Origin of the sequence: Streptomyces sp. P1-3 (genome assembly GCF_050613155.1) — a bacterium.
Taxonomy (GTDB): domain Bacteria; phylum Actinomycetota; class Actinomycetes; order Streptomycetales; family Streptomycetaceae; genus Streptomyces.
On the sequence record NZ_CP192512.1, the window covers coordinates 1,130,185 to 1,143,378 of the forward strand.

General features: G+C 73.5%; 16 protein-coding genes and 7 tRNA genes. 9 read left to right on the forward strand and 14 right to left on the reverse strand.

Annotated features, from left to right (window positions below):
• Positions 1 to 112: 112 nt before the first annotated feature.
• Together ACQUSR_RS04780 and ACQUSR_RS04785 are read right to left on the reverse strand one after the other, a co-directional pair.
• Positions 113 to 1,297, reverse strand: coding sequence for a hypothetical protein (locus ACQUSR_RS04780; RefSeq protein ID WP_431041270.1), 1,185 nt, complete (start codon positions 1,295 to 1,297; stop codon positions 113 to 115).
• Positions 1,297 to 1,875 (reverse strand): DUF4365 domain-containing protein, encoded by a 579-nt coding sequence (locus tag ACQUSR_RS04785; protein WP_431041271.1) that lies wholly within the window; start codon positions 1,873 to 1,875, stop codon positions 1,297 to 1,299. Before ACQUSR_RS04785 ends, ACQUSR_RS04780 begins: the two co-directional genes overlap by 1 nt.
• A 227-nt stretch (positions 1,876 to 2,102) precedes the next feature.
• Between ACQUSR_RS04785 and ACQUSR_RS04790 the strand changes: the two genes are divergently transcribed.
• Positions 2,103 to 2,828 carry an exonuclease domain-containing protein gene (locus tag ACQUSR_RS04790; protein WP_431041272.1) on the forward strand — a complete coding sequence of 242 codons (726 nt, stop codon included), beginning with the start codon at positions 2,103 to 2,105 and terminating at the stop codon, positions 2,826 to 2,828.
• Positions 2,829 to 2,886: 58 nt separating this feature from the next.
• On the opposite strand, the gene ACQUSR_RS04795 is transcribed toward ACQUSR_RS04790, so the two are convergent.
• The 4 genes from ACQUSR_RS04795 to ACQUSR_RS04810 all read right to left on the reverse strand — a co-directional run bounded on the left by ACQUSR_RS04795 (position 2,887) and on the right by ACQUSR_RS04810 (position 4,161).
• A tRNA-Val gene (locus ACQUSR_RS04795) sits at positions 2,887 to 2,958 on the reverse strand.
• 63 nt (positions 2,959 to 3,021) lie between these two features.
• Positions 3,022 to 3,489, reverse strand: a complete 468-nt coding sequence (locus tag ACQUSR_RS04800) for an SRPBCC family protein (RefSeq protein ID WP_431041273.1) — start codon at positions 3,487 to 3,489, stop codon at positions 3,022 to 3,024.
• Between the two features lie 68 nt (positions 3,490 to 3,557).
• A tRNA-Val gene (locus ACQUSR_RS04805) sits at positions 3,558 to 3,629 on the reverse strand.
• Between the two features lie 76 nt (positions 3,630 to 3,705).
• Positions 3,706 to 4,161 carry a TIGR02611 family protein gene (locus ACQUSR_RS04810; protein WP_431041274.1) on the reverse strand — a complete coding sequence of 152 codons (456 nt, stop codon included), beginning with the start codon at positions 4,159 to 4,161 and terminating at the stop codon, positions 3,706 to 3,708.
• A gap of 190 nt (positions 4,162 to 4,351) precedes the next feature.
• Here ACQUSR_RS04810 and ACQUSR_RS04815 point away from each other — a divergent pair, with 190 nt between their 5' ends.
• Together ACQUSR_RS04815 and ACQUSR_RS04820 are read left to right on the forward strand one after the other, a co-directional pair.
• The gene (locus ACQUSR_RS04815) at positions 4,352 to 4,765 is read left to right on the forward strand and encodes an SsgA family sporulation/cell division regulator (RefSeq protein ID WP_003959770.1); all 414 of its coding nucleotides are present in this window, start codon (positions 4,352 to 4,354) and stop codon (positions 4,763 to 4,765) included.
• Between the two features lie 220 nt (positions 4,766 to 4,985).
• Positions 4,986 to 5,543, forward strand: a complete 558-nt coding sequence (locus tag ACQUSR_RS04820; RefSeq protein ID WP_431041275.1) for a CGNR zinc finger domain-containing protein — start codon at positions 4,986 to 4,988, stop codon at positions 5,541 to 5,543.
• Positions 5,544 to 5,560: 17 nt separating this feature from the next.
• On the opposite strand, the gene ACQUSR_RS04825 is transcribed toward ACQUSR_RS04820, so the two are convergent.
• Positions 5,561 to 5,731, reverse strand: a complete 171-nt coding sequence (locus ACQUSR_RS04825; protein ID WP_431041276.1) for a hypothetical protein — start codon at positions 5,729 to 5,731, stop codon at positions 5,561 to 5,563.
• Between the two features lie 92 nt (positions 5,732 to 5,823).
• Positions 5,824 to 6,243 (reverse strand): hypothetical protein, encoded by a 420-nt coding sequence (locus ACQUSR_RS04830; protein ID WP_431041277.1) that lies wholly within the window; start codon positions 6,241 to 6,243, stop codon positions 5,824 to 5,826.
• Positions 6,244 to 6,408: 165 nt separating this feature from the next.
• On the opposite strand from ACQUSR_RS04830, the gene ACQUSR_RS04835 reads away from it, so the two are divergent.
• Positions 6,409 to 6,918 carry a DsbA family protein gene (locus tag ACQUSR_RS04835; protein ID WP_431041278.1) on the forward strand — a complete coding sequence of 170 codons (510 nt, stop codon included), beginning with the start codon at positions 6,409 to 6,411 and terminating at the stop codon, positions 6,916 to 6,918.
• 64 nt (positions 6,919 to 6,982) lie between these two features.
• On the opposite strand, the gene ACQUSR_RS04840 is transcribed toward ACQUSR_RS04835, so the two are convergent.
• From ACQUSR_RS04840 to ACQUSR_RS04850, 3 genes are all read right to left on the reverse strand, one after another.
• Positions 6,983 to 7,819 (reverse strand): GNAT family N-acetyltransferase, encoded by an 837-nt coding sequence (locus ACQUSR_RS04840; RefSeq protein ID WP_431041279.1) that lies wholly within the window; start codon positions 7,817 to 7,819, stop codon positions 6,983 to 6,985.
• A 98-nt stretch (positions 7,820 to 7,917) separates the two neighbouring features.
• Positions 7,918 to 8,742, reverse strand: coding sequence for an aminotransferase class IV (locus ACQUSR_RS04845; RefSeq protein ID WP_431041280.1), 825 nt, complete (start codon positions 8,740 to 8,742; stop codon positions 7,918 to 7,920).
• Complete coding sequence (locus tag ACQUSR_RS04850; RefSeq protein ID WP_431047385.1) at positions 8,739 to 9,839, reverse strand: chorismate-binding protein; 1,101 nt, start codon at positions 9,837 to 9,839, stop codon at positions 8,739 to 8,741. Before ACQUSR_RS04850 ends, ACQUSR_RS04845 begins: the two co-directional genes overlap by 4 nt.
• A gap of 232 nt (positions 9,840 to 10,071) precedes the next feature.
• Between ACQUSR_RS04850 and ACQUSR_RS04855 the strand changes: the two genes are divergently transcribed.
• From ACQUSR_RS04855 to ACQUSR_RS04875, 5 genes are all read left to right on the forward strand, one after another.
• A tRNA-Gly gene (locus ACQUSR_RS04855) sits at positions 10,072 to 10,144 on the forward strand.
• A 32-nt stretch (positions 10,145 to 10,176) separates the two neighbouring features.
• A tRNA-Cys gene (locus ACQUSR_RS04860) sits at positions 10,177 to 10,250 on the forward strand.
• Between the two features lies 1 nt (position 10,251).
• Positions 10,252 to 10,323: transfer RNA gene (locus ACQUSR_RS04865), tRNA-Val, on the forward strand.
• A gap of 43 nt (positions 10,324 to 10,366) precedes the next feature.
• A tRNA-Val gene (locus ACQUSR_RS04870) sits at positions 10,367 to 10,438 on the forward strand.
• 40 nt (positions 10,439 to 10,478) lie between these two features.
• A tRNA-Val gene (locus tag ACQUSR_RS04875) sits at positions 10,479 to 10,550 on the forward strand.
• 54 nt (positions 10,551 to 10,604) lie between these two features.
• Here ACQUSR_RS04875 and ACQUSR_RS04880 read toward each other — a convergent pair.
• The 3 genes from ACQUSR_RS04880 to ACQUSR_RS04890 form a co-directional block, all read right to left on the reverse strand.
• Positions 10,605 to 10,904, reverse strand: a complete 300-nt coding sequence (locus ACQUSR_RS04880; RefSeq protein WP_431041281.1) for a zf-TFIIB domain-containing protein — start codon at positions 10,902 to 10,904, stop codon at positions 10,605 to 10,607.
• A 71-nt stretch (positions 10,905 to 10,975) separates the two neighbouring features.
• Positions 10,976 to 11,995, reverse strand: a complete 1,020-nt coding sequence (locus ACQUSR_RS04885; RefSeq protein WP_431047387.1) for a phosphotransferase — start codon at positions 11,993 to 11,995, stop codon at positions 10,976 to 10,978.
• 664 nt (positions 11,996 to 12,659) lie between these two features.
• Positions 12,660 to 12,866 carry a hypothetical protein gene (locus ACQUSR_RS04890; protein ID WP_431041282.1) on the reverse strand — a complete coding sequence of 69 codons (207 nt, stop codon included), beginning with the start codon at positions 12,864 to 12,866 and terminating at the stop codon, positions 12,660 to 12,662.
• Positions 12,867 to 13,194: the final 328 nt, after the last annotated feature.

The following is a 13,194-nucleotide window of genomic DNA, read 5'->3' on the forward strand; positions in this document are numbered from 1 at the left end:
CAGCGGATTCGCCGCGCAGCGTGAATCGTACCGAGCCGGAGGGTGTGACCGCGAAACGGTTTGCCGCCGGCCCGCACCCGTTCGTACGGGCCGGGCCCGGCGGCGCGCGGGTTCAGCCGCCGCCGCATGCCTCCTCGAAGAAGTCCAGGTTCTCCTGGAGCGCCTTGACCAGCCGGTCCCGCTCGGCCTCGTCGACCTCGACGGGGGTGACACCGGTCGCCCCGGTGAGCCGGCGGAAGCCGCCCCGGCTCTCCAGTCGGCCGCTGACCCGGACCGGCAGCCCGACCAGGTGCGCGTGCCCCGCGATGCGGTAGTCGTCCTCGTCCAGGGCGATGCGCACCTGGTCGACGTCGGCCCCGGCGAGCACCCGCAGCCGCACGGTGCCGGGGCCGCCGGGGGCGGCGCGGCGCAGCCGGACCACGGCGCCGGTGATCCGGACCGGGACGGACGGCTCGTCCCGCAGGTAGCGGGCGCCGGCCTCGCGCAGCGCGGGCAGGTCGCCGGGGGTGAACTCCACCGGTTCCGGCCGGGGTGTGAAGCCGTCCGGAGGGCCCGCCGCGGGTGACCACGCCAGCGCGACGCGGGTGCCTTCGCTGCCGCGTACCAGTGCCACCAGGGAGTCGGTCAGCTCGCGGCTGACGCCCGCCCGCACCGCGGCGTCGAACGCCTCCATGCCGCCGGTGGCCCGCTGGTAGTCGGCGGCGTCGCGGGCGGCGTACAGCGCGCGCAGCAGGGCGGCCGTGACCGCCCGCCCGCCGCTGACGGGGACGAAGACGGTCAGCGCCCGGCCGCCGGGCGCCGGGGTGACGGGGCCGACCAGGACCCGGTCCAGCGTCGCCTCGGCCGCGCGGCGGTGCCGGGCGCCGTGGTATCCGGCGCGTTCGCGGGTGGCCAGGGCGCCGGCCAGCAGCATCGTGCGGGCGGCGGCGCGCAGCTGCTCCTGGGCGGTCCAGGCCGCCGCCCCCTCGACGGACTCGGGGACATCCCGCCACCAGCGGATCTCGTCGCTGGGGACGGTGAGGCCGACGAGCACGTCGCGGGCGCTCGGCGCGGCGCTGCGGGCGAGGGCGGTGAGCGCCTCGGCGAGCAGGTCGCCGCTGTCGGGGAAGTCGTGGCTCTCGGGTACGAGCAGGCTGGTGCCGCCGCCGAGGGGGCCGGGCGGTGTCCAGCGGGCGTACCGGCCGGGCGCGCCGCCGCGGCGCCGCCAGCCGTGCCGGGCGAGCAGCGCGCCGAGCACGGCCGGGTCGACCCGGCCGGGTTGGGGGGTGGGTACGGGCTCGTCGGTCGGCCAGTGCATCAGGGTCTCCCTCCCACCCCGACCCGGGTCATGATCTCGCAGAGCGCGCGGTCGTCGAAGACGCGCGTGGTCGGAATCCGCACGGTGGTCCGGCGGCGGCCCGTGACCGGGTGGCCCGCCAGGTTGGTCCAGTAGCAGCAGTGCCGCAGCGCGAGCCGGTCGTGTCCGGCGCGGAGCCAGTCCTCCTGGCGGCGGGGCACGATCATCACGACGAGGATCTTGTGCACCGACACCGGGCTGCGGGCGAGCTTGACCAGGTGGTCGTTGTCGAGGGTGAAGGCGAAGGTGGCGCCCGGTGGCCGCGGGGCGAGCTGGTAGGTGCACTTCAGCTGCACCTTGATCGTCACTTCGTCGTCGACGGTGTGGCCGCGGGAGGCGTGGCTGACGTGCCAGTCGATGCCGTTGTCGGGGAAGGGCTGAGCCAGGGAGCAGCCGGCGGCGGCCGCGACGGCGTGCAGATAGCCCACCTGAAGGGTCTCCATGCAGGCGGTGGTGGCGAGCGCGCCGCGCAGTGGGGCGATCGGCTCGGGTGACGGGCTGTGCGCCTGAGTGGCCGGGTCGGGCTGCGCGAGCGCCATGTCGCCATCGCCTTCCGGGCTTTGCCGTATCTGTCCGGCGAAGAGCCGGTCCGTACACCTGTGTTGTCTCCTGGCCGGAGTGTCGGCAAACGAAGGCGGTTCGGCGGCGCACGGAGGACCGATCGGCGGCGCACGAAGGACGGTTCGACGGCCGGTTTCCTCGGGTATCACCTGCTCGGGCCCGGTCGTACATGCCATTCGGCACGCAAGCACGAGGAGTTGGGGCCATGCCGTGCTGGTTCGAGGGACCTCTCGCCGCCTTCGACACGGAGACCACGGGTGTCGATGTCGAACGTGACCGGATCGTGTCCGCCGCGCTGGTCGTGCAGCGCGTGCCGGGCGGGGTGCCGGAGGTCATGCGGTGGCTGGTGAGCCCCGGGGTGCCCGTCCCGGAGGCGGCGAGCGCGATACACGGGCTGACCGATGACCATCTGCAGCGCCACGGGCGGTGGCCGGCGCCGGTGATGGAGGAGGTGGCGCGGGCGCTGGCGGAGCAGTCGATGCGCGGCACACCGCTGGTGGTGATGAACGCGCCGTTCGATCTGACGCTGCTGGACCGGGAGTTGAAGCGGCATCGGAACTCCTCGCTGGCCGCCTATCTGTCGACCAGTTCGCTGTGTGTGCTCGATCCGCGGGTGCTCGACAAGCATCTGGACCGCTATCGCAAGGGGCGCCGTACGCTGACCGATCTGTGCGCGCACTACGCGGTGGATCTGCTGGACGCGCACGACGCGGCGGCCGACGCGGTCGCGGCGCTGGAGGTCGTCCGGGCGGTCGGCCGCCGGTTCGCGGGCCGGCTGGAGGGGCTGAGCCCGGCGGAGCTGCACACCCGGCAGGCGGTGTGGTACGCGGCACAGGCCCGCGGCCTTCAGGCGTGGTTCGCGCGCAACGGCTCGGAGGAGACGTGCGACCCGGCGTGGCCGCTGCGCCCGAAGCTGACCGCCGCGGCGTAGTGCGCGTCCGGCAATGCCCGAGGCCGGGCCGCCTGTTGGCGGCCCGGCCTCGTCGGGGTGGGCGATACTGGGTTCGAACCAGTGACCTCTTCGGTGTGAACGAAGCGCTCTCCCACTGAGCTAATCGCCCCGGGTTTCCGGCCGGTCTGCCCGGCGGAACGACCTGAACAATACAGGTCGCGGGCGGCTTCGTTCAAACCGCGTTTCGGTCCCGCTCCCGCTCGGCCAGCAGCGCCCTCAGTCCGCGCAGCCCGCCGCGCATCATCAGCGCGTGGTTGGCGCGGAAGAGGGGACGGCCCGGTACGGCGAGGCGGCGCAACAGCGGCTTGCGGACCACGACGTCCTGCTCGAAGAGGGCGCGGGCACCGGCGCCGCGAGCGCGTACGGTCCACCGCGCCCAGCCCTCCAGGTCGCCGTGGAGCGCGGTCCACAGCTCCCCGGCCACCGGGTCCTCCCGTACCCGGTCGGCTGTCACGACGAGGTCGTAGGGGATGAGGGAGCGGATCCGGGCGCTGCCACCGCCGCCCTCGCCGCGGGCCGCCTCGCGGACCTGCGGCCACCACCGCGGATAGTCCGCGGCCGCCGCGAGCGCCGCGTAGACGGCGTCCGGGGGCGCGTCGAGGTCCCAGCGGCTGCGGAAGCGGTAGTGGCACCAGTCCATGAGACCAGTGTGCGGCGCGGATACGCCGAGGGCCCGGAGGTGTGAAACCTCCGGGCCCTCGGTCCGGGTGGGCGATACTGGGTTCGAACCAGTGACCTCTTCGGTGTGAACGAAGCGCTCTCCCACTGAGCTAATCGCCCGGGCGCAGGCCCAACATTAGCGCATGTCAGACGGTGCCCGTGACCAGCCGCCGGCCGGTCACGGGCCGCTCCTCGATCACTCGTCGATCTTCCACGGCATCACGATGCCGAACTTCCAGAGGTAGACCGCCGCGGCGGCCGCGCAGATCACCAGCGTGATGACCGTCAGGGTGAGGTTCCGCTTCCGCACCCTCGGGTCCAGCGCGCGCTGCGCCGCCTCGGTGACCTTGCGCTTGGTCCAGCGCAGCGCGAGCTGCGCCCAGACGAACTCGGTCGCCCAGATCGCCATGCCGCCGAAGATCACCACCCAGCCGGGGCCGGGCAGGGGCAGCATGATGATGCCCACGACCACGACCGCGAGCCCCACCACGAAGACCCCGACCTGCCAGCTCAGATGCAGGGCGCGGGATCTCTTGATGAATCCCGGCGCCTTGGAACCGAGTGCCGGTTCCGCCTTGGCGCCGTCCCCCGTCGTCGCAGAGTCGGCCGCCGAATCGGCGACGCCCTGTCGACCGTCACTCTCCGCATTCATATAACCAAACGTACCCGATGCCGCGGCGTCACCGGTACGGCGGAATCGACGCGCCGAATAATCCGCCGCACGAGCTATCAGAACACCCACAAAACGGGCAGAGGGGTTTACAACGGCACCGTAGGTGGCATGTCGATTTCGCCGACGTGCGAATCCCCGAGCGCACACTGAGCGAAAGGCCCTGGCGCTTATGAACACCACGGTCAGCTGCGAGCTGCACCTGCGCCTCGTTGTGTCGAGCGAGTCCTCACTGCCTGTACCCGCGGGCCTGCGGTATGACACGGCCGATCCCTATGCCGTGCACGCCACCTTCCACACCGGAGCCGAGGAGACGGTCGAGTGGGTGTTCGCCCGCGATCTCCTCGCCGAGGGCCTGCACCGGCCCACGGGCACCGGCGACGTCCGCGTCTGGCCGTCCCGCAGCCACGGTCAGGGCGTCGTCTGCATCGCCCTGAGCTCTCCGGAAGGCGAGGCTCTGCTCGAGGCCCCGGCGCGGGCCCTGGAATCGTTCCTCAAGCGAACCGACGCCGCTGTGCCCCCGGGCACCGAGCACCGCCACTTCGATCTCGATACGGAGCTCTCCCACATCCTGGCGGAGAGCTGAGGGGGTCCGAGGCGAGCTGAGACAGGACGCCGTCCGACTCGGGGAGACGGCGCACCCACGACAATGGCACAGCAATGGCACAGCACAGGTGACGACGGTGCCGTCGCCGCGGCGTCCCGTGGCGGCGGCACCGTCGCGCGCAGCCGCTAGAGTCGGCAGGATCGAAGGCGGCGGTCGCTGAGCGGCCACCGCCGCCCCAGCCGGCCAGGGAGCCCACACCGTGCTGATCAACCACGACACCCGGTACGCGCTCGACGTGGTCGTCGAGCTGGTGAACACCGCGCCGCAGGGCGAGGGCCACGACGGCCTCGGCGACGTCGCCGCACTGCGGCGCTTCGTCGAACAGAGCGACATCAGCGACGTCGGGACGCTCGGGGAACGCGACCTGGCGGCCGTACACGGCGTGCGCGACCAGTTCGCCCGGGTCTTCGCCGCGACCGACACCAAGAGCACCGTCGACCTGCTCAACCGGATGGTCGCGGCCGCGGGCACCACTCCCCGGCTCACCGACCACGACGGCTACGACTGGCACGTGCACTACTTCGCGCCCGGCGCGTCCGTCGCCGACCACCTCGCCGCGGACGGCGGCATGGCGCTGGCGTTCCTGGTGGTCGCGGGCGAGCGCGAGCGGCTGCGGCGCTGCGAGGCACCGGACTGCGGACGCGCCTTCGTCGACCTGTCCCGCAACCGCTCGCGCCGCTACTGCGACAGCCGTACCTGCGGCAACCGGCTGCATGTCGCGGCCTACCGGGCGCGGCGGCGCGAGGCCGCGGAGTGACCGTCTCCCCCTGACTCTCACCACCGGTACAGATCGTGGACCGCGGTGAGCAGCAGCAGTGCGCCGATGACCCCGAGGAAGAGCATGAGCGGAGGCTGGGAGAGGGCGAAGAGACAGCCACGGGGCTCTTCGCTGGGCGGAACGGTCGGGCTCTCGACGGGAGAGGTCTCCCCTGGTTGTTGCAGCATCTCGGGCACGATCATGGCCCAGCGGCGAACACCCCGCGGCCAACACGCTGTTTTCTGCCGGTAGTTCGGGGTCCCGTCTCGGATGCTGGACCTCAGATCCCGTGCTTTTTGAGGATGGCTTCGATGTCGGAGAGGTCCTCGTCGCCCGAGCCCGCCGACCGCTTGGCCTTCCCCCTGCCCAGCGGCCTGCGTCCGGAGCCGTCCGAGGAGGGGACCGCCGCGCGCCCCGTGCCCTCGCCGGCCTCCAGCTCTCCGGCCCGCCGCCGCTCCACGGCGCGGGTGACCGTGAACAGCAGCCAGGACAGGCCCAGCACCGCGAACCCGAGCCACACCGTGGGATCGAAGACCAGGTCCGCGATCCAGTCGAGGATCCCGGTCATGGCCAGGCCGATGGGGATCAGCGCGTAGGCGGCGATCCGGGCGGCGGCCAGGAAGCGCTTGCGGTACGCCGTCAGCAGGGCGATGCCCAGACCGCCCGCGGAGAGTGCGACGCACACGGTGTCGATCAGCATCGGATCCTCCTGGCGATGAGAACTGTGCTTCCATCCTGCACCCTGTGGCGCGGTACGGGCCACGGCCCCGAGGCCGCCTCAGGGACATCTCGGGGGCGGCCCTCCTCCCCAGGTGCCACCGGCTCCGGGTTCGAGGACACCCGCGGGAGCTGGGAGACTGGCCCCATGAGCGACGCCGACCTTCCCCGCCCCCTCGTCCTCGACGTGTGGTGCGAGCTCCAGTGCCCCGACTGCCATACCGCGCTGACCGATCTGCGCGCGCTGCGCGAACGGTTCGGGGACCGGCTCGAGATCCGGCTCCGGCACTTCCCGCTGGAACGGCACAAGCACGCCCGCGCGGCGGCGCAGGCCGCGGAGGAGGCCGCCGAGCAGGGCCAGGGCTGGAGTTACGTCGAGGCGGTGCTGGAGCGTACGGAGGAGTTGGGCGCGCGCGGCGAGGAGCTGCTCGTGGCGGTCGCGCGGGAACTGGGCCTGGACGCCGAGGAGATGGACACCGCGCTGATCGACGGGCGGCACCTGCTGATCGTCGACGCCGACGAGGCGGAGGGCAAGGCGATCGGCGTGACCGGCACGCCCACGTATGTGATCGGCGGGGAGCGGCTGGACGGCGGCAAGAGCCAGGAGGGCCTGCGCGAGCGGATCGAGGAGATCGCCACCCGCCTGCTGGCCGGCTGACCGGCCGGCCGGCGGCTGACCGGCGCGGCCTTCCGGCGCCGGCCGCCGGACGGGCCGCCCGCCGCTAGACCAGCTGCTTGAAGAGGTTGAACCGGGTCGGGCGGTAGCCGAGCGACTCGTACAGCCGCAGCGCGGTGGTGCTGCCCGCGAAGACGTGGAGTCCGAGGTCGCGCACGCCGGCCGCCAGGCACTCGCGCTCGGCGACCAGCATCAGGGTGCGGCCGTGGCCCCGCCCGCGGTGCTCCTCGGCGACCTCGACGGAGTAGACGTACGCCTCCCCCTGGTCGCCGCGCGGGTTGTGCAGCGCGACCCATATCGTCCCCACGTCGGTGCCGTCGTGGGCGAGGATGCGCAGACATGCCCCGGGGGTGGCCGGGCCCTGGGGCAGTAGTTGCGCGTAGTCGTTGTCCGCCTTGGCGCGCGCCTGCTCCTCGGGGACGCCACGGGCGGTCCACTCCTGGACGTAGCCCTCGCGCTCGTGGGCCAGCCAGGCCGGGTACTCCGTGTCCGACAGGCGGCGGGCCGTGCTGCCCGCGGGCAGCTCCGGGGACTGGCCGAGGTGCTTGATCATGTTCCGGCCGCGTTCGCTGTAGCCGAGCGCTCCCGCGAGCCCCAGCGCGGTCGTGGCACCGGCGGGGACACCGGCCTCGATCCGTTCGCAGCCCCAGCCGCGCAGCACCTCCTCGGCGGCGAGCGCGGCGACCGTGCCCCGGCCGCGGTGCCGGTCCGCCGGATCGACCTCCAGCCGCTCGATCCGCCCCACCGAGGGGCCGAAGCGATGGTCGGTGGCGAGGTCGATCCGGCCGACGGGGCGACTGTTGACGCATACGTCGTACGCGCGGGAGCGCCCGCCGTCGTCGGTACGCCGTTCTGGTCCGGTGGGCCGCAGGGTGGTGGTCACCCTGGTGTTCTACCCGGCGCCGGGGAGGCGCGTCACCCCGGTTTCGGATCTTCGTTCCCCCGAACCGGCGGACGTACCGCCCTGGCGGGTCAGGTGGGTCAGGCGGGGTCGGGGTCCGCCGCCGACCGTTCGGTGAAGATCCGCAGGGCCTCGGCCGTGACCGGCCCCGGCGCGCCCGGCAGCGACCGGCCGTCCAGCCGCGCCACGGCCTGGACGTCCCGCAGCGTGGAGGTGAGGAAGACCTCGTCGGCGCGCTCCAGCACCTCCAGGGGCAGGTCCGTCTCCTTGGCGCCGACCCACTCCACGACGAGGGCCCGGGTGATGCCGGCCAGGCAGCCGGAGGCGACCGGCGGGGTGTGCAGCTCGCCGTCGAGGACGACGAAGACGTTGGAACCGGTGCCTTCGCAGAGTTGGCCGACGGTGTTGGCGAACAGCGCCTCGGTCGCGCCCTGTTCGTGCGCGCGGGCGAGCGCCACGACGTTCTCGGCGTAGGAGGTGGTCTTCAGACCGGCCAGCGCCCCGCGCTCGTTACGGGTCCAGGGGACCGTGATCGCAGCGGTGGTGTCCGGCCGGCGGGGGCATTCGCCGAGGGCGACGGCGAGGGTCGGCCCCGTCGTACCCCGGTCGGAGCCGAGCGGCGACAACCCTCCGGTGTAGGTGATCCGCAGCCGGCCGAGCGGCATCGGATTGGCCTCCAGCACGACGGCGCAGGCGCGCCGCACCTCGTCCAGGTCCGGCTCGGGCAGCCCCAGACCGCGCGCGGAGCGGGCCAGCCGCTCCAGGTGGCGGGTGACCGCGAAGGCCCTGCCGTGCTCCGCCTTCAGGGTCTCGAAGACGCCGTCCCCCACGGTCATCCCATGGTCGAGCACGGACACCCGTGCGTCGTCCACGTCCCGCAGCGCTCCGTCGAGCCAGATCCTCACCGTGCGTTCCCTCCCGTCAGCGGATGTGCCGATCCCGACGCTACCGTGAGCAGCCGGGAGGCCTTCAGTTCGGTTTCATCCCATTCGCGCTCCGGGTCGGAGCCCCAGGTGATGCCCGCGCCGGTGCCGAAGCGCAGCACCGGTACGCCCGGGTGGTCGCGGTCGATCCAGAACGTGCGGATGCCCACGGCCAGCTCGCCGCTGCCGCTGTCGGCGTCCACCCAGCCGATGCCGCCGCAGTACGGCCCGCGGGGCGCGGTCTCCAGCTCCCCGATGATCCGCAGCGCGCTGGACTTGGGGGCGCCGGTGACCGAGCCGGGCGGGAAGGTCGCGGCGAACAGCTCCGGCCAGCCCGCCCCCTCGGCCAGCTCGCCGCGCACGGTGGAGACCAGGTGCACCAGGCCGGGGTGAGGCTCGACGGCGCACAGCGCGGGCACGGTCACGGAGCCGGTGGCGCACACCCTCCCCAGGTCGTTGCGGACCAAGTCCACGATCATCACGTTCTCGGCGTGGTCCTTCTCCAGCAGGTCCGCCGCCGTCCGCCCGGTGCCCTTGATCGGACCGGACTCCACGGCGCGGCCGGTGCGCCGCAGATAGAGCTCGGGTGAGGCGGTGGCGACCTCCACACCGTGGGCGGGCAGCCGGACCGTGCCTGCGTACGGGGCGGGGTTGCCGCGCGCCAGCAGTGCGGTCAGGGCGTCCACGTCGGCGCGGGCCGGGTCGGGCAGCGGCGCGGTCAGCACCCGGCACAGGTTGGCCTGGTAAACGTCACCGGCCGCTATGTGCTCGCGAACCCGCCGTACGCCCGCGATATAGGCGTCCCGGTCCAGGGAGGAGGTCCAGTCGGTGGGCGCGGGGCCGCGCCAGGCGCCGGGCACGGGCCGGGGTACGGGCTCGCCGCGTACGTCCCCGAACCGGGCGCAGAGCAGACCTCCCTCGAAGTCGGCGACGACCGCCCAGAAGCCCGCGGACTCCAGCGCTTCGGGGTCCCGGGTGACATCGCGCAGGTCGGTGGCGACGAGGCCGCCGAACCTGGCAAGAGGGGCCTGCGCATCGCGCAGACCGCTGAGGGCGGTGGCGGGCGACGGGCGGGACAGAGGGGGCAGGTCGTACACGCCTGCGAGTGTATGGCGGGCTCCGGCGGGCCGCCTCAGGCGGGTGAACGCTGCCTCAGGCGGGTGAACAGCGGGTGAGCGCGCCGCGAGCAGCGCAGCACGCTGGGCAAACGGAATTTGAGCTGGCTCAGGAATCCGCTAGAGTTCAACACGTCGCCGGGACGCGAAAGCGCCCCGGGGATACGATGCCTCCGGATCTCATCCGGGGACATGTGCGGACGTGGCTCAGTTGGTAGAGCATCACCTTGCCAAGGTGAGGGTCGCGAGTTCGAATCTCGTCGTCCGCTCGAAGTGGGGGATTCCCGTCCCCTGCGAGTGTGGTGGAGTGGCCGAGAGGCGAGGCAACGGCCTGCAAAGCCGTCTACACGGGTTCAAATCCCGTCTCCACCTCCATGGACGATTAGCTCAGCGGGAGAGCGCTTCCCTGACACGGAAGAGGTCACTGGTTCAATCCCAGTATCGTCCACTGGGTCCGCGAGGACTTGACGCAGGCCCGTGAGGGCCTGCCCGCGCGATTAGCTCAGCGGGAGAGCGCTTCCCTGACACGGAAGAGGTCACTGGTTCAATCCCAGTATCGCGCACGCTGTACCCGGGGTCGCCTGAGGGCGATCGCGGTCCCGAGGACGATTAGCTCAGCGGGAGAGCGCTTCCCTGACACGGAAGAGGTCACTGGTTCAATCCCAGTATCGTCCACACCGATCGGCTGAGGGCCGGAGCATCCGCTCCGGCCCTCAGCCGTGTGCTCACTCAGGAGGAGAAGAGCATGTGGGCGAAGCCCCGCTTGTGACCGTGGTGCCCGTGGTGTCCGTGGTGCTGCGGGGCGCCCCAGGCGGGGGCGGGGGCCGCGGGGTACGGCTGCGCCGGGTACGCCTGCGGGGCGGGCGCGGCGGGCGGCGGAGCGGGCTGCGTCCACTGCGCCTCAAGCCGGGTCAGCGCCTCCAGCTCGCCGTAGTCCAGGAAGATCCCCCGGCAGCCGCTGCACTGCTCGATCTGGACACCGTTGCGGTCGTAGGTATGCATCGGCGCGTGGCACTTGGGACACTGCATGTCCGCTCAACTCCTTACACATCGGACGGTCGCACCGCCGGGAACATCCCGGCGGGCACGTCGACTTCACCCTACGGCCTCGGGAGTCCGGCGATGCGGGCGCATGCGTCGACCATCGCCTCCGCCGCCTCGTCCAGCCCGGCGCGGGCGGCCGCGGCCTTGGCAAGAGCGGTTGCTGCCGACTGCACGGTCAGCGCGCGGGCGGGGACGTCCAGCACGGGCCAGGGGTCGTCGCCGAAGCCCCCGGCGGGGCCGCCGGCGGCGCGGTAGGCGGCGAGGAACCGGGTCCAGTCCCCGGGCGCGAGCAGCCCGGTGGCGTACCAGGCGGCCGGGCGGGCGAGGTCCCAGGCCGGGTCGCCCAGGCCCAGGTCGTCGATGTCGATGAGCAGCCACGGCCCGTCGGGCGCCGGGTGCCGTACGAGCTGTCCCAGGTGCAGATCCCCGTGGCATACGGCGCGGCCGCCCGGGCCGGGGGCCTCCGCGTGGGTGGCCGGGCCCGGGGGCTCGGCGCGGCCGCTCGGGGCAGGGGCTCGGCCACCGCCGCTCAGGCTGGAGGCTTCGGCACGGGCGACCGGGACCGGGGCCTCGGCGCGCGCCCAGGGCGGCAGGCCCTCCCAGGCGCGCAGCACGGCCTCGGCCGCCGCCGTGTCGCGGGCGGCGGACCCGATGAGCCGGGCGACCGCGCGGGCGGCCTTGGCGGGGCCGCGCGCCGGCGGCAGCGGCAGGTCGCCGTACGGGAGCGTGTGCAGCCGTGCGAGGAGCGCTCCGGCCTCCTCCCACGGCGCCGCCTCGGGCCGGTCCGGGCAGACGGGTGCGCCGTACGGCCACAGGGTCATGGGGCGGCCGCCCGGCAGGATGCCCGGCTCGGGCGTCAGCGGGGGCAACAGGATGCCCGCCGCCCGTGGATCGGCGGCGAGACGCAGTCGCGCGGCCAGGTCTGCCGGGTCGTCCGGCGCGGCGGCGGGGGCGTGCGCCTTGGCGACGACGGGGCCGCAGCGGACCACTGTCCCGTCGGGGCGGTCCGCGAGCACGGCCGCCTCGCCGGCACGGCTGCCGCCGCGCCGCGGCGTGTGCGGGGTCTCCAGGTCGATGGGCGCCTCGGGCACCTGGGCGCTCGCCCGGCAGGCGGCCTCGGCGAGTTGCCGTATATGGGGCGCGGCGAGATCGCCCGGTCCTGCGCTCACGGTTCCCGCCCCGCGTCGTACGTGCTGATGTCGAGGGGATGCTACCCACCGGTGACGCGAAGCGGGCGCCGCGTCCGCGCCCGGCCGGCCTCTCGCCCGCTCCGCGCGGTCCTCCCGGGCCGCGTATCTCCGCGGCCGAGCCCACCGGGCGAGGGGAGGCTCCCACGCTGTGCGCGCCGGGCTCCCAGCACGGTCCGCCGGCCACGCTCTGGAACACCGGCAGAGGCCACGGTTCGGGGCAGGCTCGGCACGACGCCGCATCCCGGCAGGACCACGGTTCGGGGCGGGCCCGGAAAGAGGCCGCGTCCCGGCAGGGCCGCGCATCGGGGTAGGGGTGAGGAGCGCCACGGCGGCGCGACACGCGCGGAGGCCTGGCGGGGGCGGCTGCGCCGCCGATTCCGGGGCGGCGGCCAAGTGGCCACGTGGCGCGAACCACTCGCGCCAAAAAGGCGCGATGCCCGGGCGGTTCCCCAACCACCCGGGCATTCGTGCCGTCCGCCGCACCCCCGTCCCCACGGGGTTAATGGCCGGAAGTCCCCGGTCCGGGCCGCTCTCCCGGACCCGGGGCGCCTCAGCGCCCCAGCATTCCCGCCACGGACGACGCTTGTGTGGCGACCGCTTCCCAGCCGCCGAACAGGACGGCGAGGAGCGTCGCGAGCGGCAGCACCATCGCCACCGCGACCAAGGGATGGCGGGTGCCGGTCAGCTGGTCCCCGAACGCGTCGACGACATGCCGTCCGCGCGTCCGGGAGGCCGTGCGCGCTGCCGTGTCCGCCATCGCTCCTCACTCCCTGTCCATAGCAGCGGCGGGCGTCTGACCTCGGGGGACGAGTGCTGCGCCCGCCGCTTGACCTCAACATTAGGCGCGGGGGCGGTACCCCGGCGTCATGCCTTCGTACTGATTAGCGGGCCTCCATGAGGATGACGTCCACCCGGTGCGCGTACTCCCCTGGGTGGAGACACCCGGCTCAGGACCTGGGGTCTTCCCGGAGGGATCCGCCCACCTGCTCCTCGACGCCCCGGGGCCGGGTGCTCGGCCGGCGCCGGGGCCCGGTCAGCCTCGGGCGGGCCGTACGCACCACACCCCCGTCCCCCGGGCCCAGTCC